This window comes from Candidatus Leptofilum sp., from assembly GCF_965223285.1.
In the GTDB taxonomy this organism is placed as follows: Bacteria; Chloroflexota; Anaerolineae; order Promineifilales; family Promineifilaceae; genus Leptofilum.
This window is the reverse complement of record NZ_OZ244997.1, coordinates 1,229,034-1,255,226: the sequence shown is the minus strand read 5'-3', so window position 1 is coordinate 1,255,226 and position 26,193 is coordinate 1,229,034. Positions and strand designations below refer to the sequence as shown.

The 26,193-nt window shown below is 52.9% G+C and carries 20 protein-coding genes; 12 read left to right on the top strand and 8 right to left on the bottom strand.

Features of this window, described 5'->3' with window-relative positions; genetic code table 11:
* The first annotated feature begins 29 nt into the window (after nt 1-29).
* The 4 genes from ACOQPU_RS05940 (at nt 30) to ACOQPU_RS05925 (ending at nt 4,381) form a co-directional block, all read left to right on the top strand.
* A complete protein-coding gene (locus ACOQPU_RS05940) occupies nt 30-1,799 on the top strand; it encodes an NBR1-Ig-like domain-containing protein (RefSeq protein ID WP_420644204.1) in 1,770 nt (589 codons plus the stop codon).
* A gap of 64 nt (nt 1,800-1,863) precedes the next feature.
* On the top strand, nt 1,864-2,637 hold the full coding sequence (locus tag ACOQPU_RS05935) for a PP2C family protein-serine/threonine phosphatase (RefSeq protein ID WP_420644203.1): 774 nt from the start codon (nt 1,864-1,866) through the stop codon (nt 2,635-2,637).
* A gap of 53 nt (nt 2,638-2,690) precedes the next feature.
* Nucleotides 2,691-3,563 (top strand): ABC transporter ATP-binding protein, encoded by an 873-nt coding sequence (locus tag ACOQPU_RS05930; RefSeq protein ID WP_420644202.1) that lies wholly within the window; start codon nt 2,691-2,693, stop codon nt 3,561-3,563.
* Entirely contained in the window at nt 3,560-4,381 is an 822-nt protein-coding gene (locus ACOQPU_RS05925) for a hypothetical protein (RefSeq protein WP_420644201.1), read from the top strand. Before ACOQPU_RS05930 ends, ACOQPU_RS05925 begins: the two co-directional genes overlap by 4 nt.
* 234 nt (nt 4,382-4,615) lie before the next feature.
* Here ACOQPU_RS05925 and smpB read toward each other — a convergent pair whose 3' ends face one another.
* From smpB to ACOQPU_RS05910, 3 genes are all read right to left on the bottom strand, one after another.
* On the bottom strand, nt 4,616-5,086 hold the full coding sequence (smpB, locus tag ACOQPU_RS05920) for an SsrA-binding protein SmpB (RefSeq protein ID WP_420644200.1): 471 nt from the start codon (nt 5,084-5,086) through the stop codon (nt 4,616-4,618).
* 20 nt (nt 5,087-5,106) lie between these two features.
* Nucleotides 5,107-6,519 carry a S41 family peptidase gene (locus ACOQPU_RS05915; RefSeq protein WP_420644199.1) on the bottom strand — a complete coding sequence of 471 codons (1,413 nt, stop codon included), beginning with the start codon at nt 6,517-6,519 and terminating at the stop codon, nt 5,107-5,109.
* A gap of 113 nt (nt 6,520-6,632) precedes the next feature.
* Nucleotides 6,633-7,850, bottom strand: coding sequence for a S41 family peptidase (locus ACOQPU_RS05910; protein WP_420644198.1), 1,218 nt, complete (start codon nt 7,848-7,850; stop codon nt 6,633-6,635).
* Nucleotides 7,851-8,246: 396 nt separating this feature from the next.
* On the opposite strand from ACOQPU_RS05910, the gene ACOQPU_RS05905 reads away from it, so the two are divergent.
* Nucleotides 8,247-11,279, top strand: a complete 3,033-nt coding sequence (locus tag ACOQPU_RS05905; RefSeq protein WP_420644197.1) for a glycoside hydrolase family 3 N-terminal domain-containing protein — start codon at nt 8,247-8,249, stop codon at nt 11,277-11,279.
* Here the strand turns inward: ACOQPU_RS05905 and ACOQPU_RS05900 are convergent.
* Complete coding sequence (locus tag ACOQPU_RS05900; protein WP_420644196.1) at nt 11,256-12,155, bottom strand: cation diffusion facilitator family transporter; 900 nt, start codon at nt 12,153-12,155, stop codon at nt 11,256-11,258. The genes ACOQPU_RS05905 and ACOQPU_RS05900 overlap by 24 nt on opposite strands.
* Before the next feature lie 185 nt (nt 12,156-12,340).
* Nucleotides 12,341-13,366: an NAD-dependent epimerase/dehydratase family protein gene (locus tag ACOQPU_RS05895; protein ID WP_420644195.1), complete on the bottom strand. Its 1,026-nt coding sequence runs from the start codon at nt 13,364-13,366 to the stop codon at nt 12,341-12,343.
* A 157-nt stretch (nt 13,367-13,523) separates the two neighbouring features.
* On the opposite strand from ACOQPU_RS05895, the gene ACOQPU_RS05890 reads away from it, so the two are divergent.
* The 3 genes from ACOQPU_RS05890 (at nt 13,524) to ACOQPU_RS05880 (ending at nt 16,627) form a co-directional block, all read left to right on the top strand.
* Nucleotides 13,524-14,792, top strand: a complete 1,269-nt coding sequence (locus ACOQPU_RS05890) for an AI-2E family transporter (protein WP_420644194.1) — start codon at nt 13,524-13,526, stop codon at nt 14,790-14,792.
* 84 nt (nt 14,793-14,876) lie between these two features.
* A complete protein-coding gene (locus ACOQPU_RS05885; protein ID WP_420644193.1) occupies nt 14,877-15,932 on the top strand; it encodes a tetratricopeptide repeat protein in 1,056 nt (351 codons plus the stop codon).
* Nucleotides 15,929-16,627, top strand: coding sequence for a rhomboid family intramembrane serine protease (locus ACOQPU_RS05880; RefSeq protein WP_420644192.1), 699 nt, complete (start codon nt 15,929-15,931; stop codon nt 16,625-16,627). The genes ACOQPU_RS05885 and ACOQPU_RS05880 overlap by 4 nt, the downstream gene beginning before the upstream one ends.
* 176 nt (nt 16,628-16,803) lie before the next feature.
* Here the strand turns inward: ACOQPU_RS05880 and ACOQPU_RS05875 are convergent, their stop codons facing one another.
* The gene (locus ACOQPU_RS05875; RefSeq protein WP_420644191.1) at nt 16,804-17,823 is read right to left on the bottom strand and encodes an NAD(P)H-quinone oxidoreductase; all 1,020 of its coding nucleotides are present in this window, start codon (nt 17,821-17,823) and stop codon (nt 16,804-16,806) included.
* 252 nt (nt 17,824-18,075) lie between these two features.
* Between ACOQPU_RS05875 and ACOQPU_RS05870 the strand changes: the two genes are divergently transcribed.
* The 4 genes from ACOQPU_RS05870 (at nt 18,076) to ACOQPU_RS05855 (ending at nt 21,277) form a co-directional block, all read left to right on the top strand.
* Nucleotides 18,076-18,624: a phosphoribosyltransferase family protein gene (locus ACOQPU_RS05870; protein WP_420644190.1), complete on the top strand. Its 549-nt coding sequence runs from the start codon at nt 18,076-18,078 to the stop codon at nt 18,622-18,624.
* A gap of 75 nt (nt 18,625-18,699) precedes the next feature.
* Nucleotides 18,700-20,301, top strand: a complete 1,602-nt coding sequence (locus ACOQPU_RS05865) for a hydantoinase B/oxoprolinase family protein (RefSeq protein ID WP_420644189.1) — start codon at nt 18,700-18,702, stop codon at nt 20,299-20,301.
* 45 nt (nt 20,302-20,346) lie between these two features.
* Nucleotides 20,347-20,787: a hypothetical protein gene (locus tag ACOQPU_RS05860; protein WP_420641526.1), complete on the top strand. Its 441-nt coding sequence runs from the start codon at nt 20,347-20,349 to the stop codon at nt 20,785-20,787.
* Nucleotides 20,765-21,277 (top strand): transposase, encoded by a 513-nt coding sequence (locus ACOQPU_RS05855; protein WP_420641525.1) that lies wholly within the window; start codon nt 20,765-20,767, stop codon nt 21,275-21,277. The genes ACOQPU_RS05860 and ACOQPU_RS05855 overlap by 23 nt, the downstream gene beginning before the upstream one ends.
* A gap of 81 nt (nt 21,278-21,358) precedes the next feature.
* Here the strand turns inward: ACOQPU_RS05855 and ACOQPU_RS05850 are convergent, their stop codons facing one another.
* Both ACOQPU_RS05850 and topA read right to left on the bottom strand, forming a co-directional pair.
* Entirely contained in the window at nt 21,359-23,386 is a 2,028-nt protein-coding gene (locus ACOQPU_RS05850; protein WP_420644188.1) for a hypothetical protein, read from the bottom strand.
* Nucleotides 23,387-23,686: 300 nt separating this feature from the next.
* Nucleotides 23,687-26,086, bottom strand: coding sequence for a type I DNA topoisomerase (topA, locus tag ACOQPU_RS05845; protein WP_420644187.1), 2,400 nt, complete (start codon nt 26,084-26,086; stop codon nt 23,687-23,689).
* Nucleotides 26,087-26,193: the final 107 nt, after the last annotated feature.

Here is a 26,193-nt window from a genome sequence, read left to right as displayed (position 1 = left end):
CTATGCCAAAATTTAGGAGAAGAATACGTATGAAGAAATTTGTGCTTTTTATCTTGCTGCTACTTTTGACAGGGCTAGTTGCCTGTGGCGGCAGAAATGAACCAGATACGGCCGATTCCACCCCTACCACCGCAGCAGACACCCCAACAGCCGCAGTTCCAGATGATACCCCTTTGCAACAAGAAGCGGCCGTAGACAGCATCGAAATTTTGATATTGGAATCGTTCCCCGTGCAAGTTAACGTGCGTGCCAGAGGCGATTTACCTGACGGCTGCACCACCATCGACAACGTTGAGACAACCCAGCAGGGCACTACATTCAACATCAACATCACCACGCTCCGGCAAACTGGCGAGCTTTGTACGGAAGCCCTGGTACCCTTTGAAGAAACCATTTCGCTGGATGTGCTGGGGCTGTCCGCAGGCACATATGCGGTAAACGTCAATGGCATCAATGGCTCGTTTACCCTGCAAGTGGACAATGTTGCCCAGGCAGAAGAAGCAACGCCAACCCCTACGGCCACCCCGGTGGATAGCAATATGGGCATAATCAATGGCAAGGTGTGGCATGATTTGTGCGCCGTGGCTGGCGGAGGCGGTGGTGACGATACGGCCGTTCCCTCCGCTGGGTGTATTGCCCTACCAGAGGGCGGCTTCCAGGCCAACAGTCTGCTGGAAGATGGCGAACCCGGCATACCAAACGTGCTCGTTAGCCTGGGCGAAGGGGAATGCCCAGCCGTCGGCAGCATTGCGACCGCTACCACTGATGAAGACGGAGACTACGTCTTTACCGACCTGCCCGCAGGTACCTACTGTGTCTCAATAGACCCACTAGACGTGGCCAACGAGCAGCTACTGCCCGGTGGCTTCACCTTCCCAGATACAGAAGTGAACAATGCCTCAGTAACCTTGACCGATGGTGATTTGGCAACGGGTGTGAACTTTGGCTGGGATTATCAATTCCTGCCTGTGCCAGAGGTTGATCTGGCAAACTGCACCAACAGCATCGCCTTTGTACAAGAAACCGTGCCCGATGATACCGTTTTCGGCCCTGGGGAAACATTTGAAAAATCATGGCAATTACGCAACATTGGCACCTGCCCCTGGACAACCAACTACAGCCTCATCTTTGCTGGTGGAGATGATTTGGGTGGCGAATTGAGCATTCCGCTAGAAAGTGCTGTCGTGCCGGGGCAAACTGTGGATATTGCCATTCCGCTTACAGCCCCAGAGACATTAGGCACTTACCGGGCCGACTACCTGTTGGCAGATGCAGCAGGCAACCCCTTTGGTGTGGACGGCTTTGCCGATCAGGTGATTTGGGTGCAAATTGAAGTGGGTGAACCCGAAGCGACACCTGAACCCAGTTCGGCCGTTATTGGTGGTGTGGTTTGGCAAGATGTGTGCTTCTTTACCAGCAGCGGCGAGCCATCGGCGGGCTGTGTAGATATTAGTGGCGATGGCTCTGGTTTCTACCGAGGCGATGGAGAACTGATCAACGAGCCACGCTTGGCTGACATCACTGTGAAACTTGCCGCCGGAGCCTGCCCAGCAGATGCCATCGTGCCAGACAGTACCGTACTGGCCACTGCCGTCACCGACGATGCGGGCCTATACCGGTTTGAAGGCCTTGATGAAGGATTGTACTGTGTAGCGATTGAGCCGTTTAGCTCTGAAAATGTCGATCTGCTTATTCCAGGAGATTGGACGTGGCCCAATTATGGTGTTGGGCTACAGGGCATCAATTTGGCAGCGGGCGAAGAACGGCTGGAAGTTGATTTTGGTTGGGAATTTCAATAGATAAGAGATAAGTATGAAGAGGAGCCGTGTGATTGCGGCTTCTCTTCTTTTTAGTATGTGCACAATGACTGATTTTGTGTATGCGGTGGCCACTGATGCCAAGCATCCGGGTAAAGCTGCAAACCAGGACGCAGTGTATGCCACAACAGGGCGTACCGGCGGCAATATTCCATACGGCCTGTTTGTGGTGGCAGATGGCGTTGGTGGCCTGAAGGACGGCAGTCGTGCCAGCCAAACGGTGATCAACACGCTGGCCATGCAATTTGATCCGGTTTGGCCAGTGATTACGGTCGTTTCTGACCAAACCATAAAACGACTGCGCCAGCAGCTACGGAAAGCTATCTTGACCGCCAATGAGGCCATTCGGGAAATGACAAGCAGCAGCGAAGAACGAATGGCCAGCACCGTCACCTGTGCCATTGTGCTGGATCAAGCCTTAATCGTTGCCAACACTGGGGACAGCCGCACGTACCTCTATCGGCAAAAGCAGCTGGAGCAATTGACGCAGGATCATTCGCTAGTAGCCTGGCTCGTTCAGCAAGAACATATCACTGCCGAGCAAGCGTTAACACATCCTTACACAAATGTGCTAACACATGCTTTGGGCGCAACGGAAAAGCCGCAGGTCGATTTATTTACTCAGCGGTTGTTTGCTGGGGATTGGCTGCTGCTGTGCAGTGATGGCATCTGGGGAACGCTGCCAGATGAGCAGCTAACCGGTTATTTGGCAACGGCCGTTTCTCCCGAAGCCGTTGCCCCAACCCTCATGAAAGCCGCCCAGGATCACACGGACGACCTCTCCCTCATTTTAGTGCAAATTCCGCTCCCCCAGCCATAAAACGCACAGTATGCTACACTACTGACCACACACTAAATGCACGGAAACCAATTGTGATTGAGATTCAAAACGTCAGCAAAAATTTTTTCTCGCTCAGGGCTTTAAGCAGCGTTTCGCTGCGCGTGCCGCGAGGCGAGGTGGTTGGCTTGCTAGGGCCAAATGGGGCTGGCAAAACCACACTTTTCAAGCTGATTGCCGGCTTACTCCACCCAGATAGCGGCAAAATTCGCCCGACAAACGGCCGTTGGCCAGCCATCGGCTACAAACCAGACCGACTGCTGTTCCCCCAAAAGTTGCGCGTGAGTGAATATTTAACGATGATGTCAAATTTATGTGGCCTGCCGCCAGAATCGCAGGAAAAAGCCGTTTTTAACGCCCTGGTTCAGGTTGATTTGGTTAGCCAGGCAAACAAGCGCATTGGCGAATGCTCCAAGGGAATGCGGCAGCGGCTGGGTTTGGCGCAGGCAATGATGGGCAACCCGCCTCTGCTTTTGCTGGATGAGCCATCTAACGGCCTGGACCCCACTGGACAGGCAGACATGCAGGCACTCATTAAAAAGCTGCACGCTGCCGGAAAAACTATCTTGCTTTCTTCGCACCAGTTGGAGGAGGTAACTGCCGTGTGCACCCAGCTTGTCATCTTGAACAACGGGCAAATCCATTTCCAAAACAGCATGGTTGATGCCCTCACCATTAGCCCCCACACGCTTATTCAGGCCGATCGCGATTTAGGCGAGATTGCCCATATTATTCAAGCCCAGCATCCAGAAATTCAGGTGCAGGGGAATCAGATTCAGCTTCGTGGGCAGGCCATGCAGCTTCGGCGTGAAATCCTGGCTCTGTTGCTGCGCTCACAGTACGATGTTTTGCACGTTGAGCAAAAGCATGTCACCCTGGCAGAGATTTACGCGAGGGCTGTTCAATGATTCAGCGAATTTCCGTTCTGGCACGCTACTTCATTCGCACCGTTTTATTTTCGCTAACAGGCATTCTTTATTTGCTGCTCACGTTGGCAGTTTGGTTTTTGCTATTTAATCCACAGCAACAAACCCCGGATGCCGCATATTATCGGCTGCTGATTGGTGGCTTTGGGGCGGGCTTGGCGTTTTTGGTCACGCTCAGCGTTGCGGCCAGAGCCAACGACGCCCAACATTACCCTTTTTTGGTGCGCCTAAATAGCCGCGTGGAATTTGTAACGGCCGTCCTCTTCAGCAGTCTGTTCATAGCCCTGATTTTTCAGCTGCTGCTTATGCTGTTGGCATTGGTAAATGGCCCATCGCTCACGCTAGGTGTGCTGCTAGAAATTCCACCAATTTGGCTGCCCCCCATGCTGCTGATGGCCGTTCTTGCCCTCCACGCCTCAGATTTCGTCACCATCGGCTGGTCACGCATTTATGTTTTTGGCTTGCTGGCAATCCTGCTGTTTGGGCGGGGATTACAAAATGAGAGCTTAGCCAGCCTCTCTACCAGTCTCAGCCGGTATGCCATCAACCAGGGATGGGTGGAAATTAGCAACAACCTGGAGAATTATGCCCACACCTTAAACCAAATGGATGACAACATCATCAGTCGACTTTTTGGCTTTGTTTTCTGGCCGTTTGAGGCTCTGGCTGAAGGCATCATCAACGGGTACTTCACCGCCAATCAATCCTTGGCACCAGCCATATTGCTCTTGTATGCGACGGTTCTATTTTTACTTGCCGTTGACCTATTTGCCAACAAAGATTTGGAGTTTACGGAGTAAATTAGATATGGAATGCTGGCACTGCGAAAGACCGGCTCATGCGGCATGTAAATTTTGTGGACGTGCCGTCTGCAAAACCCACGCCGACGAAAAGCCTTACATTATTCACTCTTACCGCACAACGACGGGCGGCTACAAAGCATTTGTTGTTGCTGGTTCGGTGTGGTGTGGCATTTGCACCCCGCAGCAAGACCCCGTTTCCCTTACAGATTTAGAATAGCCTCGCCATCTTATCTAGCGATATTTTTCGCGGAGGGCGCGTTCAACCTGGCGCTGGCTATCGCGGCGGGCCAGAGATTGACGTTTGTCGTGCAGCTTTTTGCCTCGCGCCAGAGCAAATTCCAGTTTGGCACGGCCGTTTTTCAGGTATAGTCGGGTGGGAACGGCCGTTAACCCCTTCTGCCCCAATGAATCCAAAATCTTGCTGATTTCCCGCCGATGCAGCAGCAGCTTGCGGGGGCGGGTTGGCTCATGATTTTGCGTGTTGCCGTGATCGTATTCGGCGATGTGGGCTTCCACCAGCCATAGCTCATTATCACGCGGCTGCACGTAACTGCGTGCCAGGCTCACCCGGTTGGCTCGCACCGATTTAATCTCCGTGCCCGTTAAGACCAGCCCTGCTTCAAAAAATTCCAGCAGTTCATACTCAAAACGAGCCCGTTTATTGGTGGCAATTATCTTCTTGCCAGCACTTTTCTGTGTCATGTCTACGACTCAACTACTTGTTATTGATCCTCTTGCAGATATTCAATTGCGCGCAAAAGCTGAATATCCTCTTCGGCATCAAATTCCATTTCAATCACAATGTCTGGCGTTACCCCTTCCCCATCGATGGTACTGTTGCTGGGCGTGTACCAACGGGCAATGGTCACCCGCATCTCCGAGCCATCAGAGAGCTGGTACACTTGCTGTACAGACCCCTTGCCAAAAGTGATGTCGCCAATCAGAATGGCACGGCCGTTATCTTTAATCGCCCCCGCCACAATTTCTGACGCACTGGCGCTGCCGCCATTCACCAACACAATCAGCGGTAAGCCTTCACCCAAATCACCGTCATTAGCGCGGAAAACCTGATCCAGCCCAGCATTATTTCGCTCAAATAAAACCACACTTTCTGCCAAAAACAGATCGGCAATGCTGATAGATTGGTTTAGGAAGCCGCCGGGATTATCCCGTAAATCAAAGATCACGGCTTCGGCACCTTGCGCCAGCAAAGATTCTAATGCGTCCACCGTCTTTTCTGTAGCAGTTTGGTCAAAAGAAGTGAGCTTGATGTAAGCAATGTTGCCTTCCAATAATTCAGATTCAACCGTGGCGATTTCAAAGCGCACGCGAGTAATGGTGAACTCCAGTAGCTCTGGTTCACCCTCGCGCAATATCGTTAGCGTCACATCGGTGCCGCGCGGGCCGCGAACCAGCAAAATCACCTCGTCAAACGAGATGTCTTCAACTGAATCACCATCTACGGCAATGACAATGTCGCCAGGCAGCAGCCCTGCCAAATCAGCAGGCTGGTCTGGGATGGGGCGCACAATTTCAAACTGACCTTCCTCAGTTTCCCGCACGAACGCGCCAATGCCTTCAACAGAACCGCCAGCATCCTCACGCAGCCGCGCCGCCACTTCAGGCCGAATAAAGCGCGTGTATTCATCCTCCAATGTGTCTAAGGAGCCTTCAATGGCCGAGTAAAGAATCTCTTGGTTCTGGGGAATCTCGCCGTCGAAGCCTTCGTCTACCAGTTCCCATACTTCATAGAAAAGGTCAAAATCAATTTCCGAAATTTCTTCCAGGCGAAGTGTGGGTAGATCAACCTCAGGCTCACTTTCTGCTTCTTCGCCTTCCTCAACGGCCGTTTCTTCCACCACATCCTCGCTCTCTTCTGAGGCAACAGGAGGAGCTTCTCTGGCTTCTGACTCTACGACGACGGGCACTGCCACCTCGCGCGTCACTTCCACTTCGCGGGTGACTTCTTCAGTTTCCATTTCGGTGATGACCTGTGGCTCGGCAGTTGCCCGACCGATGAAAAAGCCAGCAACGGCCGTACCTAAACAAAGCAAAACGCCAGCAACAGCCACAATAAACAGTAGCGACCGATCGCTGCCAGTTGGTTGATTGGTTGGATAATTGTCGTTATTCATCAAACTGTCCTTAGGGTTTTTCAAAAATTCAATGATCCTATGCGTTTTGAAAAAGCCTCTAGCCAATTCCTGAAACGGCATCAATTCGGGATCGTTATTTTCTGGAATTGGCCTTACTCGTCTCGTTGCACCAAACGTTGCAGTTCCAATACGGCCTGATTCAAAACAGCATCACGGCCGTTATCAATGTCCTCTTGTGTCACCGTCACCAAAACATCCGGCGACAACCCTTGCTGGTCAAGCTGATTGCGCTCTGGCGTAAGCCAGCGGGAGGCGGTGACATGCACCGACGAGCCATCACTCAAATCATACACGAGCTGCACAGAGCCTTTGCCAAAGGTTGGCGTGCTGCCCACCAGCAGGGCGCGACCTCGATCTTGCAATGCGCCAGCTAAAATTTCGGAAGAGCTAGCCGTCCCACCATCAATCAAGATCATGATGGGAATATCGGGCGCCAAGGTTTCGCTGGTTGCTTCGTAAATGCGCTCATCCTCGCCGCGTGATTGTTGGTACAGAATTGGGCCATCTGTCAGAAACTGGTCAGCCACCGAAACGGCCGCATCCAGCAACCCACCCCCGTTACCCCGTAAATCCAGAATAAGCTGCGTTGCCCCTTGAGATTGCAGATCGAGCACGGCCGTTTCAATCTCATTGGCACTCTCACCACTAAAGCGGGTTAGCTGAATATAGCCTACCTGATCATTCTCGCGCAACAGCCGATAACTCACCGACGGGATTAAGATATCACCCCGCTCCACTTCAATATCAACTGACTCCGTTTCGCCGGGATGAATTACCGTCAGCACCACAATCGTGCCTTTTTCACCGCGCACCATATTGGCCACATCCTGCACCGTCATTTCCGGCGTGATCGGCTCTCCATCAACTGCCAATAGCTCATCACCAGACAGTATCCCTGCTTCGGCTGCCGGGTTGCCGGGGATTGGCTCCAAGAAAACCGGACCACCTTCTTCAGGGCGAGAAACTGTTGCCCCCACGCCACCAAACGTACCCTGGAGCGACTGCCGCTCAATCTCCCGATCCACAGGCTCTACAAAAAATGTGTACGGATCACCCAGTAAGGCAATCGACCCGCGAATGGCTCCATAAGTAAGCTCCTGCGAAGTCGGCAGCTCGCCTAAAAAATTATCTTCGACATGCTGCCACGCCTCCCAAAACAGGCCAAAGCCATCGGCATCGTCGGTTTGCACGGTAACTTCACCGCGCCGCATTTCCACGAAATCATTGGTGAAGTAGCCAGCCACAAACGCACTCGCTGCCAGCAAAATTAATAAAAGCGTTGCAAAGATATTACGTAGACGTTCAGACATATGGTTTCTCAGCTGGGATAGTTATTGACGATACGGTAGAAGGTACTCCCCAGATAGACTTTACATTATGGGCTGCTGGCAGCGAAAGTAAACAAAATTGGTATCGAAATTCCCGTTCACTTAACGAATTCACAGAAAAAGAAATAAATCGGGCGTATTGGGAAGGAATAGACGAAAGGCAGACCTAAAGCTCTGCCTTGTCAGCTTAGAAAATTGTAACACAGGTGATGTGAGTCGCAATCTACGGTATAATATGGGTATTGGATCGCTTTTCTGCCTGCCAATTGCAACGGCCGTTTCTGGCGCACAATTGAACGGTAACAAAAGAGCAAAAACGCCGCTTTGCCTCAACGATCCGCATCAGACAAAATACTTAATTGGGAGCAATTGTTCATCTTGAGCACTGTTTATGAGCGTGTAAAAAGCAGTTGGCGCAGGTGGAGAACGGCCGTTTACCTTGGGCTCGTTCTGCTGTTCACTGCTGGCAGCAATACGCTTCAGGCGCAAGATACCCCGCCAACAACCCCGCCCGGTACCGAAGAAAGATTCACTGCTGCTCAAACTATTCTGGACAACATGAGCGTTGCTGAGCGCGTGGGGCAGCTCTTCCTGGTTACCTTTGAAGGCGACCAGGCCACCCTGGAAAGCGACATTGCCGATTTAATTACCAACTACCACGTTGGTGGCGTGGTGCTTTCTGCCACCAACGACAACATCACGGGCTATGGCAATCCCGCTAACATCCCCACCCAAACGGCCGAACTAACCCGCAACCTGCAAAGTTTAGCTCTGCGCGGAGAACCCATCCTCGATGTAGATATAAACGAGGTGGAAGAAGGCGTCGTCCCGCCCACGCCAGAGCCAATCGAACCATTTACCCCGGTGCCGCTATTTATTGGTGTTGCCCATGAAGGGGATGGCTACCCGAACAGTGCCATCCTCAGTGGCTTGACAGATGTGCCCAGCAACATGGCCATTGGCGCAACCTGGCAACCTGCGTTGGCACAGCAGGTAGGCGAAGTCGTAGGAGAGGAACTTACCAATATAGGTATCAACATGCTTTTTGGCCCTTCGCTAGATGTGGTTGAAAATCCAGACCCATTTAGCCCTAGCGATTTGGGCGTACGCTCGTTTGGCGGCGATCCGTATTGGGTTGGCGTGATGGGCAGTGCCTATACAGCAGGTGTCCATATCGGCAGCCAGAACCAGATTGCCGTTATCCCCAAACATTTTCCCGGCTTTGGGGCCAGCGACCGCCCCCTCCATGAAGATGTGCCTACCGTGCGTAAATCGCTTTCCCAACTGAGGCAAATTGAGCTGGCACCTTTCTTTGCGGTCACAGGCGCAGCCACCCGCCCAGAAGCCATTGCCGATGGGTTATTGACGACCCACATTCGTTATCAGGGCTTCCAAGGAAACATTCGCGCCACGACCAACCCCGTAAGCCTGGACCCATTGGCATTATCAGCCCTGATGGCGCAAGAAGAGCTAAGCATTTGGCGCGAGGCAGGCGGCCTGATTGTGTCTGATGCGCTGGGCGTGCGCGCAGTCGAGCGATTTTACGGACAAGAGCAGGGCTTTCCGCACCGAGTCGTTGCCAAAGATGCTTTTTTGGCCGGAAATGACCTGCTTTATTTGTCTGATTTTGCCCCGGAAGGTGCAACATACGCCGATGAATTCTTAAATATCATTGACACGATTCTATGGTTCCAGGAGCGGTACGTGACAGATGTTGCCTTTCAGCAGCAGGTAGATACGGCCGTTCTCCGCATCCTCCAACTCAAACTACGCCTGCACAACGACAGCTTTGAGCCAGACGGCATTCTGGAAGCAATGGCCCCCACAGAAGCGGACGTCAGCAGCGAAAGCGGGCAGGCCACGACGATTGACGTGGCGCAAACGGGCCTCACTCTCATTGCCCCAGACCCAGAAGAGTTGGTGGAGCGGTTGGTGCAACCTCCCACGGCTGGCGAGCAAATTATGATTTTCACAGACATGCGGGATTATCAGCAATGCAGCTTTTGTGAGCCTCAGCCGATTATTGGCCTAAATGCGATTGAAGAGCGCATGTTGGCCTTGTATGGCCCCCAGGCCAGTGCCCAGCTCCAGGCTAGCCAAATTAGCAGCTACAGCTTCGCCGAGCTGCAAGCGTTTATTGATGCGGGGCCAGAGACAATTGTTTACGACACCGTGCCAACTGAGCCAACGGTTGCCCCAGGCAGCTCGCCAACGCCCGCAAACGGCCCTACAGCCACCGCGTTGCCCACAGCCACGCCACCACCTGAATATCTGGTTCAGGAAGATTTGCGCACGGCCGATTGGATTGTTTTTGCCATGCTAGATCGCTCGGGAGCCAGTTCATTGGCCCTGAATAATTTTCTGGCACAGCGGCCTGATTTGGTGCGGGATCAGCGCGTAGTGGTTTTTGCGTTCAATGCCCCATACTATCTGGACTCGACAGAGATTACGCAGCTAGCTGCCCTGTTTGGTTTGTACAGTCACAATGAAGCCGCTATTGATACGGCCGTGCGTGCCCTGTTCCAAGAGCTGCCGTTTAATGGAGCATCGCCGGTCAATATTGCGGGTGCTAGTTACGATCTCTTCCAACAAACTCAGCCTAGCCCCAATCAGATCATCGGGCTGGATGTTACCAACCAAAACGGGGATGCCTCGGCTGGAGATGAACCATTTGCCGTCTCGGTGGGTGATACGCTGCGGCTGCGAACTGGTGTTATTTTGGACAATAATGGCAACTCCGTTCCCGACGGCACTGTGGTGCGCTTCAAACAGAGGGATCGCGTGGCTGGTCTGGTTAATATTATTGATGAAATTCCCACTGTAAATGGGCAGGCCCAGCTCGATTACGTGCTGGAAGCCCGCACAGAGGGAGGGCAATTCCGCATTGTCGCAGAGTCAGGCGCGGCAACCGTCTCACAAGAGGTAGACATTACGGTTAGTGCCACAGAATCTGGCACGGGTGCCCAAATCTCGATTCTTGATCCGACGCCGCAGCCAACTCCCATCATCACGCCCTTGCCAATGCCCACCGCTGTCGCCACGGTTTCGCCCACAAATTCCCCAGAGCCAACCAGTACCTTGGCGCAAGTCGACCCGCCGCCGGAGGAACCGGGGATTCGCATTGAGCTATCGGAGTTTTGGCTGTTGACGGCCGTTTTTGCCGGACTACTCATTTCCAGTGGGGCAGCCTTCTCGCTGGGACGGCAGCAAAATGTGGCCTTAGAGCAGCAAATTGGTTGGCCACTGTGGGCCATTGTGGGCGGATTGCTAACCTACATTTACTTCCAGTTGGGTTTGCCCGGCACCGAAACGCTAGGCGACATGCAGTTCGGCGGGGGCTTCTTAACCAGCTTTGTTGGAGGCCTGGGAGGACTCATCTTCTTTTGGCTACGACAAAAGCTCAGAATCTAACTGCCCTGCCTCCACTTTCCGATACAGCGCAATATCTTCCCACGATACTGGATCATCCACGGGCTCCAAATGGGTAAACACCGTCACGGGAGGAAGTACAAGCCGCAAATCGCGTTCAACCTTCTCGAGCAGCGCGTGTCCCCGATTCACCGACCATGCCCCTGGCACCTGCACATGCACAGAAATAAAGCGATGTGCTCCTGATTGGCGCGTCCGCAAGGCATGGTATTGCACCTCATCGCCGGTATATCTGTCCAAGATGGTTCGCACCTGGTGCAATTCATCCGCTGGCAGAGAACTATCCATGAGGCCATTAACAGCCGTTCTAATTAACTTCACGCCCATCAGCACAATATGGACAGCTACCAACAGACCCAAAACCGGGTCTAGCCATTGCCAACCCGTCAGGGCGACGGCCAACACCCCTACAATCACGCCAGCCGAAGTCCACACATCGGTAAGCAAATGATTGGCGTTGGCTATGAGCGTAACTGATTTGTGGCGACGCCCCACTCGCAGCAGTGCCAGAGCGGTCACTCCATTGCCTATGGCTGCCAACACAGAAATGAATAACCCGATTCCAATTTGCGCCAGTGGCTGCGGAGCCAGCAATCGCTGAAAGGCAGTATAGCCAATCGCGATAGCTGCAAAAAGGATCAGGCCCCCTTCAATGCCACAAGCAAAATATTCAGCTTTGCTGTGGCCGTATTCATGCTCTTCATCCGGCGGCTGGGCTGCAACGGTGAGGATGATGAGGGCAAAGGCTGCCGTTACCAAGTTCACGCCAGATTCGAGCGCATCGGATAACAAGCCAACCGAGCCAGTTAGCCAATAAGCCGCAGCTTTTAGCCCAATGGTAAAAACGGCCGTCGCCATAGAAAGCCATGCAAATTGAGTAAGTTGAGGTCTGTCTTGCATTCCCAAATTGTGACAAACTCTCAGCCAACTATCTATAGCAGGGGATCATTCTCCATTTAGTTCAGTCTAAGTGAACAAAAAGTTGTGTTTAATACGGCCGTTCAGCCCAACTAAAATAAGCTGTTGCAATTTTCCAACCGAGACTACCCCTTATCACCTTCTTGATACATCTTGCGAATATTTGGCACCAAATAATCGTCAAAGGCTCGTTCTACATCATACTCTGGCTGCCACCCCCAATCTTTGCGCGCTTGTTTATCATTTAGCCCAGCAGGCCAGCTATCAATAATCCCCTGGCGATGCTGGTCTGGCACAAATGTCACCTTTGTCTCAGGAAAACGGTTCTTGACCTGCGCCATAAATTCGGCGGCAGACAGGCTAAAGCTGGTCACGTTGTACACCAGCCGATTCAGATCGCTGCGGGGAGCTTCCCACAAACGCAGCAAGGACACAATTGCATCTGGCATGGCCATAAACGGAATCGTGCTGTCTTCACGCACGAAGCAGCGGTACGATTTTCCCTGGGCAGCAGCGTGCAGCATCTCTGGCCCGTAATCGCTTGTGCCGCCAGAGGGCACCGTGAAGGCACTAATCAAGCCCGGAAAACGCACGCTGCGGAAATCGAGCATGGTGGGGGTGGTTTCTGCTAGCTGCTGATAATGTTGACTGTAATAGCTGCCTAGCTGTTCGCAATACAGCTTGTTGCAGCCATACATGGTGGTAGGATAGTTCCAATCCCACTCGCGGACGTTAAAGTCGCGCTGCTTGGTGGCTAAATCTGGCAAGCCGTAAGCGGCAATAGAGCTAGGAAACATGAAGCGAACGGGCTTGCCCCGCTGCTGCGACTGATCGGCGGCAAGCTGAAGGAGGGTCAGCGTGCCGTTGACGTTTACCTGATGTGCCAGCTCGGGCGAGAACTCGCTGCGCGTAGAAAGAAGAGCTGCCAAATGGAAAATGGAGTCAAATTCGTATTCTGTTACCAGCCGAGCAAACAGCTTTTGGTCTAGAATATCGCCAATGATGTGCGTGGAACGGCCGTTGAGCCGTTCTGGCAAGGCGTGTAAATCTAACGTTAACAACGTGTATTTATCTGTAGCAGAAATGTACTCCACCAATGCTTGCCCAATTTCACCAGCCGCGCCGGTAATCAAAATTGCCTTTTTGCGCATTGCATTCTCTCCTGTAATGCTTGCTGAGCCATAATTGCCCAAGGCTCAATTGTTCAGTAGGATGCCGTATCATATCACGATCTTTGCAACAGTTCCGCCTGATTGACGTAGTGAGGTAGCGTGTGATAATCTCATACGCGAAGTTGAGGAGACCTGCATGAGTGAAGACCAACTGCTGCCAACTGAACCAAACAGCCAGGATTCGCCACCCTGGTCTCGCAGCACCAAAGTTATCGTTACGGTGGCGGCACTACTGCTGCTTATTTGGCTTACCTATCGCTTCCAGTCACTCATTTCGCAAATTGTGATTGCCGCCATTTTGGCTTACATCATGAACCCCATGGCGGTGATGATCGACCGACGCACGCGCCTAAAACGCACCACGGGCATCTTGATACTTTATTTGTTGCTGGCAGTGGCAGTCATCGGCGGCTTTGTGGCGCTGGGGTTTGCTGCCTTTGAGCAAGTTTCTTCCCTCATTGAGCAGGTGCCGACGCTCATTGAAAACACAACGGCCGTTATTGAAGAGTTCACCGCCCGCACCGAACCACTAGAGTTTGGCCCCATCTCATTCAGCCCGAGCAGTATTGACCTGGCGTTAATCCAGGAGCAGCTTATTGGCATGGTAGAACCGGCCGTGAGCCAGGGCGGCCAGATTGTTACCAATTTAGCCACCGCCACCATAACCACACTGGGCAATCTCCTTTTTATTTTCATCATTTCCATCTACCTCGCCATCGAAATCCCGTTGCTAGGGGAACACGTGGCGGGTATGGCTCAGCTTCCTGGCTACCGCAAAGATGCCGAACGGTTGCTCCGTGAATTCGGCCGAATTTGGAGTGCTTATTTGCGCGGCCAGGTCATTCTGGGGCTTATTATTTTTGTGGTGGTGTGGCTGGGATTGGCAATTTTGGGTGTGCAAAATTCATTGGCTTTAGGGTTGCTTTCTGGCCTGCTTGAGTTCGTACCGGTTCTCGGCCCCATCATCGGCGCGGGGGCGGCAATCCTGGTAGCGTTCTTCCAGCCAGAAACATTAGCCCAGATGGCAAACTGGCAATTTGCTGGGATTGTTTTCATTTTTATGCTGATTGTCCAGCAGCTAGAAAATAATATTTTGGTGCCACGCATCGTGGGGGATTCACTGGAACTGCATCCGCTCATTGTGATGGTTGCCGTCTTTATGGGCAGCAGCCTGGCGGGCATTCTAGGGGCCATTCTCGCCGCACCTGTGGTGGCTACGGGCAAGATGGTTGGCATATACGCCTGGCGGAAAATGTTCGACCAAGCACCCTTCCCCAATCCAGAAAAAGAACCTACAGAATCAACCTCTGCCAAGCTACTGAAGCGCGGACAGGCACTGTTACCCAAACGAAAACCGAAACCCACACCACAGGTGACAAAAGCACCAGAAAATAGTGAAAAGTAACCGACGACCGGAAGAAGAAAAGTAAGCTATTGGGGTACAATTGGCAGCAAACCATTTGCCCGAGGCAGTTGGGGCCGCCAAATTATGACTCAAAATGAACTGTTCCGAACGGCCGTAAAAAAAGCAAAATCCGGGAAACGCCAACAAGCACAAAAAATGCTGCTAACGCTGGTTGAAGCCGATCCGCAGCATGAACTTGCCTGGCTCTGGCTTAGCGAACTGGTTAAAGAGCCAGAAGATAAGATTATCGCCCTGGAAAATGCGCTTACTATTAACCCCCATCGCCCCCAAACAAACGCCCGACTGGCAAAGCTACGCCAAAAGTATAACTTTACTAGCGCAGAGACAAGTAACTATTTCTCCCCAAATGGCAACGCCCCAAACATTATCCACACGCAAGAAGAGGCACACCTTGCTGAAATTGAGCAGCTATTCGCCGCTGGCAAAACGACCAAGGCAAGCGGGGCGTTAGGCGATTTTCTACACCGGTACTCAAATAATGAGGCAGGCTGGTGGCTAATGGTGCAGCACGCCGAAGCCACAACCAACTTGCTGACGGCGTTAGACCATGTGCTGCGGCTCAATCCGCACCACCCAGAGGCACCTCGTTACCTGGAACCCATTAAGCCCACAAGTGAACAATGTTTACAGATGGGTCGGCTATATGAGCGGTTGGAGATGTGGGAAACGGCCGTTCGCTATTACAAACGCGCCCTCAAATCCCCCAACAACGCCGATCGCCTGCTGGCCAAAAAGCGACTGCCTAATGCTGAAAGCCAGCTTAAACTGGCAAATATTAAATTCACCCACCCCACCACCACCGTTTTGCGGCTGGCCATCGGTCCCACCATGCTGTATGCCATGCTGGTTTTTGTTCAAGCAGGCCTCAATCCGCTCCAAACACCACCGCTGCTTTGCATAGGGAATGTCGCTTTTCTTGCGGGATTACTATTGCTGAGTGGACTTTCCCACACGCCCCACCACCCTTGGCTAGAGAAAATTCAGGAAACGGCCGTACTCCAAAACCGCTTTGCCCTGCGACTTTTCAGCCTGGCACTGGTGCTGCTCCCGATCATTGTTCTTATCTTACACACCATTTTCCGCCTGCTGGCTTTTGAGCTGAACCTGGATGCCCTATGATTCCGCTCACAGATTTGCAGCCCAATCGGTACACCAGCTTCCCCATCATGACCCTAACGCTTATTGTCGTCAACATGCTGGCTCTTGTGGTTCAATTTTTGCTATTGGAATTTAACCTAGATGGGTATATTGAGCTGATTTACCTGTTTGGCTCCGTGCCAACGTTTGTCATCAACCAGCAAGCTGCCGGTGCCCTGGCCACGGTCACCTCTACCTTTTTGCACGGCGGCATGTTGCATTTGGCCAGCAACATGCTGGCTCTGTGGGCATTTGCCCAACGTATCGAAGACGCTTGTGGGCCGTGGCGGTTTTTGGCCTTTTACCTCTTCTGCGGCGTTGTAGCCGACATCATCAGCACCATGAGCCGGTCAACTGAAGCCATTCCTGGCATTGGGGCCAGCGGTGCGGTATACGGCATCATGGCGGCATATCTCATTTTGTATCCACGGGGCCGAATCAAGATGTTGATCTTTTACGGATTTGGCTTTTGGCGCGTACCGTTTCGCGCCTACTGGGTCATTCTTTTCTTCTTTCTGGCTGAGATACCAAATGCGCTAGATGTTTTGCTCATTGATGATGTCGAATCGAGCGTGGCACATTGGGCACATCTGGGCGGCTTCTTCGCCGGGACGCTCATCTTCCTCTTCTTGCGCCCCGACGCCTTCCATCGCTTCCGCAACGAACTCCCTATTTAAAAACAAGGCTCTTTTGGAACTGAAGGGTTTGCCACACACAAATGTAAGGGCGGTTCGCGAACCGCTCCTACCCCAATATGCCGATTGCCCCGTGAAATCCAAAAGACCCAAAATTAGAAGGGCCAAGCGATTGGATTGGTACTTTTGAAGGCGCCAAATAGCTAACCGCTTAGCCCCTACTTATCGTTCAATTTGTCTGGCGGCACATCTGCCCCTTCCCGAACCACCAAAATCACCTTACCGATATTCTTGTTCTGCATGATGTAGTCATGGGCCGCTTGCGCCTGGGAAATATGAAAGATTGTATCAATTACCGGTTTGAGTTCGCCAGAACGCAGCAACGGCCAAAAACCAGACAGAAATTGCTCTGTAATCTTGACTTTTTCTGCGGGCGAGCGTGAGCGCAGCGTAGAGCCAATGATGCGCAGCCGCTTGCCAAGAACCAGCCCCATGTTCATCTCGCCTTGCGTGCCGCCAAGCTGCCCAATGTTTACCAAACGGCCGAATCGCTTCAAAGCCTGTACATTTCTATCCAGATACCCACCACCCACCGGGTCCAAAATCAGGTCTACGCCTTGCTCATGCGTTGCGGTTAGCACTCTGGCTAAGAAATCATCTTGTTTGTAATTAATAGCCAGTTCGGCCCCCAGCTTGCGGCAAGCCAGCAGCTTCTCATCGCTGCCCGCCGTCACAAAAACAGTGGCGTCAGCGGCGTTGGCAAGCTGGATAGCGGCTGTGCCCACGCCGCTGGCTCCGGCATGAATCAGCACCGTCTCACCAGCGACCAAATCCCCCTCCAAAAAGAGATTGACGTAGGCGGTGTACCATACTTCCGGCACGGCCGTTCCCATAGCAAACGTCCAACTATCTGGCAACTGAATCAACATGCCCGCAGGCACCGCCACCTGCTCGGCATAGCCACCCCCAGGCAGCAGCGCGCACACGCGATCACCCACCTGCCACTCCTCAACATCTTCGCCTACAGCCGCAATGACGCCCGCCATTTCTAGCCCCAAAATGTCACTGGCTCCCGCGGGGGGTGGGTAACCGCCCCGGGCTTGCAGCAAATCAGCCCGATTTACGGCCGTTGCCCAGACATCCACCAATACCTCATCTGGGCCAAATTTAACGCCAGGCACCGTCTCCCACACCAATACTGGACTTTGTCGATCTCCCTTGATCACAATTCCTTTCATAACTTCCTGCCTTCCCTTCCAAAGCGGATGCCACACACCAGACATTCGGGTAAACTTATTATAGTGGCTAGCGGCTTATAATTAGTAGGCGTTCAGAATTAACTTAGCGGTTTTGGAACCAAACGGCTACTTTAAGCCCATTCGCCAATTCCATATTTTGTTTGCGAATGGGCGGTTAGTAACAAATTAATGTGCTGCTGGAAAACTAGCCGCTAACAAACCAGCCACTTTCTTCGAGGAGAGTATCACAAGATGAATGAACGCGAAACTTACACCGTCCAGGTTGCTGGTATCACCCGCCATTTGCCGCTGTTTGAGGTGGCCCCCGGCGTGCGCATTGCCATTTTCAACATGCTGGGCGATACCATTGTGGTAAAGGCAACGGCCGCTGCCCTGGCGGAGCAGCTCAAAGAAGCTCCGGCCGACGTACTTGTGACGGCCGAAGCCAAAGGTATCCCGCTTATTTATGAGATGAGTGCCCTCATGGGGCTGCCTTACATGGTTTTGCGTAAATCGTATAAAAGCTATATGGGCGATGCTCTCAGCGCAGAGACGATTTCTATTACCACCGGCAAACCGCAAACGCTGTTCATGGATGAAAAAGATACCCATTTTATTAAAGGCAAGAACGTCATTCTGGTAGATGATGTGATCAGCACCGGCAGTACGCTGAAGGGCATGGAAAAACTGGTAAACCAGGCGGGTGGGCATATTGTTAAAACAGCGGCCGTTTTCACTGAAGGTAACGCCGACTGGAGCCACATCGTTGCGCTGGCCAACCTACCCGTTTTCACAGAATAATTTGCACCAAATTATCGCGAATTAACATGAATAAGCATTTTTCGTGTTAATTCGGGTAATTCGCTGCCAAAACTCATGAGCAAACCAACGGCCGTTTCCCTCTCAATTTTTCGCTATCTGTTTGCCTCCGTCGCTGAAGAAATGGGCGTGACGCTAGGCCGCGCCGCCTACAGCCCTAACATCAAGGAACGCCTGGATTTTAGCTGCGCCCTCTTTTTGGGAGACGGCCGTATGCTGGCCCAGGCTGCCCACATTCCCGTTCATTTAGGAGCCATGCCCGCCTCCGTGCAGGCTGCCATTGAGCAGTGTCCCCCCTTCGTCTCTGGTGATGTCGTCATCGTCAACGACCCGTACCAGGGCGGCAACCATTTGCCAGACATCACCCTTGTCTCACCAATCTTCCTCAATAATCAGCCAACTGATAACCGATCACCTTCATTCTTTGTTGCCAGCCGCGCCCACCACGCCGACGTTGGCGGCATGTCGCCCGGCTCTATGCCTCTCTCCACCGAAATTTATCAGGAAGGCATCATCATTCCCCCGATCAAGCTGGTGGCGGCTGGGAAGCGCAATGAAGCGGTTTGGCGGCTCATTTTGCGCAACGTGCGCACGCCAGATGAGCGCAATGGCGATCTGGCCGCCCAGCTTGCCGCCCACGCCATCGGGGAGAAGCGTTTGGCTGAAATTGTGGACCGGTACAGCCTGGCCGAGGCATTGGCCCACGCCGACGCCCTGATTGACTACGCGAAGGCTCTAACAGAAACGGCCGTTTCCCAAATTCCAGAAGGCCGTTACAGCTTCACCGACTTCCTGGACAACGACGGGCAGCCAGACAGCCCGCCCATACCCATCATAGCCACAATCACCGTGGAAGGCAGCCAAATGCGCGTAGACTTTACTGGCACCGCCCCTGCCGTGCGCGGCAATCTCAATGCTGTGCCGGCCATTGCTCGTTCCGCGGTGGCCTATTGCCTGCGCTGCGCTGCCCTGGCACTCACACAAACCGACCTGCCGATGAACGATGGTGCATTTGCCCCGCTAACCATCACGATCCCTCCCGGCTCGTTGCTAGACCCACCTCAGCCGCACGCCGTGGCTGCTGGCAACGTCGAAACGTCCCAGCGCATTACCGATGTGGTCTTTGGCGCATTGGCCCAAGCCTTGCCCCAGCTCATCCCCGCCGCCAGCCAGGGCACGATGAACAATCTCACCTTTGGCGGCAAATTTCCCGGCACCGAACGGCCGTTTGCTTACTACGAAACCATCGGGGGCGGGGCAGGCGCAGGCCCGGATTCAGGTGGCGGCAGTGGGCTACACGTCCACATGAGCAACACGCTCAACACGCCTGTGGAGGCCTTGGAGTACAGCTTCCCGCTGCGACTGGAGCAATACAGCCTGCGCCAAAACTCTGGCGGCGAGGGGCAGCAGCGCGGCGGGAATGGCCTCGTCCGTACAATTCGCTTTCTCACGCCCGTCACGGTCACCGTCACCAGCGAGCGGCGAGAGCGAGGGGCTTATGGGCTACAAGGGGGAGAAGACGGCCGTCCCGGCCAAAACCGCCTCATCCAAGGGGAAACCGCCACCGACCTGCCGGGCAAATTCACCCGCCAGTTAGAGGCCAATGTTATTCTGCAAATTAAAACGCCAGGGGGCGGCGGCTGGGGTAAAGAAACTTAAAGGCTCAACTATTAAAAGTGTGCGAATCGGGTAAAATTGGGAATCATGGAATTCCCAATCACCGATTTACTCGACAAAGAAAACTGTACACAATGGATCATTGAACATTTCCATCCCAATGGCTTTGGGTGTCCGGTCTGTCAAGTCGGCGTAGACCAAGCCCGCAAGTTCCGAACGACAAAGCGCAGTCAACTGACCGTTTACCGTTGCCAACAGTGTCAAGCCGCTTACAACTTGTATACGGGAACCGTTTTCCAACAACATCATTTGACTCCAATGCAAGTCTTGTTGCTCGTTCGCGGTGTCCTCAAAGGAGAACCTGCGACAATCTTGTCAGCCGAATTGGGCATCAACTACCCAACGGTTTTGAGGTTGCGTCATGACCTGCAAGCGAACGCGGAACAGCTCCAACCAGAAACCCCGCTCCTGGATGATGAAACTGAAACCGATGAAATGTTTCAGAATGCGGGGGAAAAAAGGGTGTGAGCATTTCGACTCAGCTGACCCGCCCCGTCGTCGCGCCAACAAACGGCGAGGGCGTGGCACGTATGCCAATGACCGACCGCCTGTTGTGGGCACAGTGGGGCGTCAATCTGGACAAGTTCGCTTGCGTGTTGTTAAAGATACAAAAGGTGAGACCCTGGTTGACCACGTGCATCGCTTTACGCTAGCTGGGTCTCAACTGTATACAGACGAATACCAAAGCTACAATCATGTGATTCGCCCACATGCCACCGTCTCTCATGGCGACAAGGAGTGGGCGCGTGATGACGATGGTGACGGGATTCGCGAAGTGCATGTCAACACGGCCGAAGGCATGTGGACGGATGTGCGTAACTTTTTAAGGATGTTCAAAGGTGTGCATAAGAAAAACTTGAGCGGTTACATTGCGATATGTGAATTCAGGCGGAATGTGAAGCGTATCTCACCGGATTTCATCTCAGCTTTGGTCACTCTGCACACTTTCGACCCATGAGCCAACTTAAAAGTAAAAGGACTGGCAGTCCTCAGAATGAACCCAATCATAATCAAAGGCAAGGACTGCCAGTCCTTAGAACTACGGAGTCACGGTCACAATGTGGCTAGCAACGGCCGTTTGCCCGCTACTGGTCGTTGCACGGAGGGTAATAACATGCTCACCCGGCGCCAAATCATGTAAGAATAGCGCAGAATCAGCCTCAACTGGCTCACCGTCCACAGACCAAACAAAGTCGCTCAGAGCACCATCTTCGGCATCAGAGCCAAGTGCGTACAGCGCGGCGGGTGCGCCAGCGGATACAACTTCGGGGCCGCTAATCCAGGCGGTAGGCTGCTTGTCACTCAGCGGCGTCGCCAAATCAACCTCAAAGCGGGTTGGGATGCTTTGATCAGCCAGGATGATTTGGAAACGGCCGTTTCCACCACCGGGCAGGTTTGTCAAATCTACTTCCAAAGTCCCACCCAGCACGTTTAGGCCAACGGTAGTCCAGGTAAGACCATTATCAACCGTGTAGCGCACGTTGGCAGGCACGTCGGCCACACCCCAGCTCACCGTCGCCGTATCGCTGCGCTGCGCCAGCGTTGCATTGACGGCTAGGCTGCTGGTAGAAAGGGTGCGGTTGGCAACGGCCGTTCCGGTTGCCACCTCAATCACGCGCAGTTCCGCTACGGGCACATCTGGAGCGGGAACCACCCCGCGCATCGCATTGGCTGAGACGCCTTCTTCTTCAGCCACCATCAAATCGACTGGATGCGTGGCAATAACGTTGCCTACTGCGTCCAGCAGTTCTACCTGGTACAGGCCATTTTGGGGAGATACGGCCGTTGCTGGTACAAAATAAACCGGATTCAGCGAAACGCTACCATCTTCCGCCACAGACCCGCTAATAAGCAAGCTCTCATTCTGGGGCGTCCAGATAAATGCCCCATTGTTCACCTGATCGGTGTACAACGCCTCGTAGGTAAAGTCAGACACCCAAACCGGATCGCAATAGCTCATCATGTCTACGTAACCGCCGGGACTGTATAACGCCAGCGTGCCACCAATGCCATCCAAACCATACTCACCAATCGAAGCCCCGGCATGTTTGGGGTCGGTGGACCAGTTGGTACCTGTTACGTTACAAGGTGCATGATAGCGGCCAAAGTTGTGGCCAATTTCATGCCCAGCTAACTTACCAGACGCATCGTCACCAAAGCCAGAGGGTAAGTTATGTATGCCAACAGAAATGCGAGGATCAAAACTGCTACCTGGGATTCCAATCCAACCAATACCTGCAATCCCCCCAGAACAATTGAACCAAGTATTGGAGCAACTCGTTCCAAAGTTTATATAAGCATAGTAAACAGTTGAATGCGGTGCGTTATCTGTACCTTTTAAATCGGTAACTTCTTCCAAAAGTCTGCTCCACTCACTTCCACTATCTCTAAGATTGCCTGTAAATGAGTACGCTGAGCGGAATGTGACGTTCATGTCGCTCAAGGGGTAAGCACGCATGATCCAATCGCTAATTTGCTCACTACCGGGGGCTGCATAGAAACCATTGCCCCCCGACGCGCCTGTTTGAGTGTAGTTGATGGGCACGACCATAACGTTCAAAGTCGGCACGTTGTTGAAGGTGATAGTTTCACTATATCCACCCCCGCTTTGCCCATCAATAACGGCCGTAATTTGCACCGTGCCAGAAAGCCAATCATTGGGAAGCGTAACATTGTAAGTGCTGCCCAAATTTGCCCGGCTTGAGCTACCAGAGGCAACTTTGCTGTTTGAGGTGACAGGCGTGAGTGGGGTGCCGCCCCGCACGGCCATGAGGGTAACAGTCGTGTTAGGACCGTCATCACCGCTTTTGGTTTCTGTGTATACACGCACCACCGTTGGCCGATTGGCCACCAACGGCACGCTGTTATTGGCATCCTGAACGGATTGTGAAATTTCCAGTTTGGTAATATATAAATCCGGCGGATTCATGACGACAGGCAAGTAAGTTAGTTCCGAAGAGCTACCAACTGGCGCGGCAACAGATTGCCGCGTATCTACACCCAAACTAACAATCAACGTGAGTGCCAGAGCCATAAATGACAAGATTGAAGCGAGTCTCAGTTTCATAATTTTTCCTTTACATCACTTTTTGGGAATTCAATAAAGATTTTTGGTGAATTTTTTGCAATGATAGCGTCCCTTTGCTTATAGCAGTGCCACCTGTCGGCCAAGTGTCATTGCTGCTCCGCCCCCCTGTGTGTTACGGCATTTTAGCAATTTCTGCGGTGCGTGTCTCTACGTTTTGGTACTAATCTAACCACGATTGAACGCCGACAGCAAAAATCGGATTCCTCCAACATCCTTCGTGGTAGGCCACAAACATGAAGAAATCCGATTTTATATTGCGCTTTTTTTGAACGTGTGTGGCTAATCGGCAACGGCCGTTTCCTGCGGGATTAGCTCCTTCAAACCACAAGCCTCACACGCTGTCTCATTTTCATTCTTCTGCACCAGCAGGCCGTTGCAGCTATTGGCGGGGTCAGGCACTGGCTTCTTCCAGCTACTAAATTCACAGTCCGGGTAACGGGAACAGCCATAGAAAACCCGGCCTCGCCGCGTGCGCCGTTCCACCATTTCCCCTCCGTTGGGGCAAGTGACACCAATTTTGTTTAGCAACTGCTCGGTGTGCCGACATTTGGGGAAGTTGGAGCAACCGATGAAACGGCCGTACCGCCCTTCTCGGTACAATAGCTCATTGCCACAGTTGGGGCAGGCTCGGCCCACAGGCTCCACTTCTTTTTTCAGATCGATCTTGGGAATAGATTCGTCGGCAATTTCCAGCTTCTCGGCAAACTGCCCGTAAAAACTGCCAATAACCGGCACCCACGCTTCCCCCTCGGCAATTTTATCCAGCTCATCCTCCAGCCGCGCCGTAAAGTCCACCGACAAAATATCAGGGAAATATTCCACCAGCAAATCGTTCACAACCTGCCCCGTTTCCGTGGGCTGTAGCCGCCGATCCACCCGATCCACATAGCCACGATTTTGAACAGTGGAAATGATGGAAGCATAGGTGCTGGGGCGACCAATGCCATACTCTTCCATTGCCTTGACCAAGGTAGCCTCGCTAAATCGTGGCGGTGGCTGGGTAAAATGCTGCTCCGGCAGCAGTCGCAGCAGATCGAGCATTTCGCCTTCTTTTAAGTCAGATGGCACCTGGTTCTGATCGTCGTCAGGGCGATCATCGGGGCGGCTTTCCTCATAAAGTGCCAAAAAGCCAGGGAAGGTCATGACAGACCCGGTGGCGCGGAAGAGATACGGCCGTTTCTGTACCGCCACCTTCGCCTCCCCCGCCCAAATATCTACCGACACCGTATCGTACCGTGCCGGGGCCATCTGGCTGGCTACAAACCGATCCCAGATCAACTTATACAGCCGGTATTGATCACGGGAAAGATACTCTTTGATTTGCTTGGGTACGCGAGCAACGGCCGTGGGCCGCACAGCCTCATGCGCTTCCTGCGCCGTTTTAGATTTCGTTTTGTACTGGGGTGGCTTCACCGGTACATAATTGGGGCCAAACCGCTTGCCCACGTAAGACCGCGCCTCGGTTTCTGCCTCTTTGCTCACCGTCACGCTGTCAGTTCGCATGTAGGTAATAAGGCCAACCGATCCCTCTTCGCCACCCAGATCAATGCCCTCATAAAGCTGTTGGGCAATGCGCATTGTTTTGCTCGTGTTAAAGCGCAACCGTCGGGACGCCTCTTGCTGCATGGTACTGGTTGTAAACGGTGCCGCCGGGCGGCGCGTTCGTTTACCCACGCGCACATCACCTGTTTCCCAAACTGCCTTTTCCAAGACATCCAAATGTGGCTTCACAACCTCTTCGCTAGGCAGAATGGGGTCTTCTCCGTTCAATTTATGGAGACGGGCCTGGAAGAACGGCCGTTCCGCCGCTTCCCGATCCTGTTCCCGGCTCAATTCGGCACCCAGCGTCCAATACTCCTCGGAGACAAACTCATTGATTTCCCGTTCGCGCTCCACTACCAGCCGCACAGCCACAGACTGTACCCGCCCCGCCGACAAACGGCCGCGCACCTTGCGCCACAGCAGAGGGCTGAGTTTATAACCAACCAACCGATCCAAAATGCGCCGTGCTTGTTGGGCATTCACCCGATCCATATCAATAGCGCGCGGCTCTAAGAACGCTTTCTCAATGGCCGGTTTAGTAATTTCATGGAAAACCACGCGCTTGGTGATTTCCGGGTCCATTTCGGCTGATTCCAGCACGTGCCAGGCAATTGCTTCCCCTTCCCGGTCCGGGTCTGTTGCCAGATAAATCTCTTTGGCTTTAGCAGCGGCCGTTTTCAATTCCTTTACTACATCCCGCTTATCGTTGGTGACGCGATATTCCGGCTCAAAATTGTTTTCTACGTCTACGCTCAACCGCGATTTCAACAGATCGCGCACATGGCCCACGCTGGATTTCACCGTGTAGCCCCGCCCCAAATAGCGGCCAATTGTTTTTGCCTTGGCAGGCGATTCCACAACAACCAGCTTCCCGCTACGGCGCGTGCGACTTTTTCCTTTTCGACTCGCTTTCTTCTTGCCCGCCTTTGTTTTCTTCTTTCTTTTAACCGTCACTTCTGGTTTGGGCAGATTTTCATGGGCAGGCGTGTAACCAGCCTTGTAAATGGTGCCGCCGCAATTGGCGCAAGTGCCGCGTGTGCCAGGCGAGCCATTCGCTGCCCACTCTGCTTTAGCATTCAGCAGTGCGTGTTTACCCTTGCACGAAAAACAGTATCCTATCAATTTTTCTTCACTCATAAACTTTCTCTATGCAAACAAAAAACGTAAAACGTGGTGTACGTTTTACGTTCTATATTCAGCAAAACGCTATTCACCAAATCCCAGACTAACTCGCCGGATTTGGC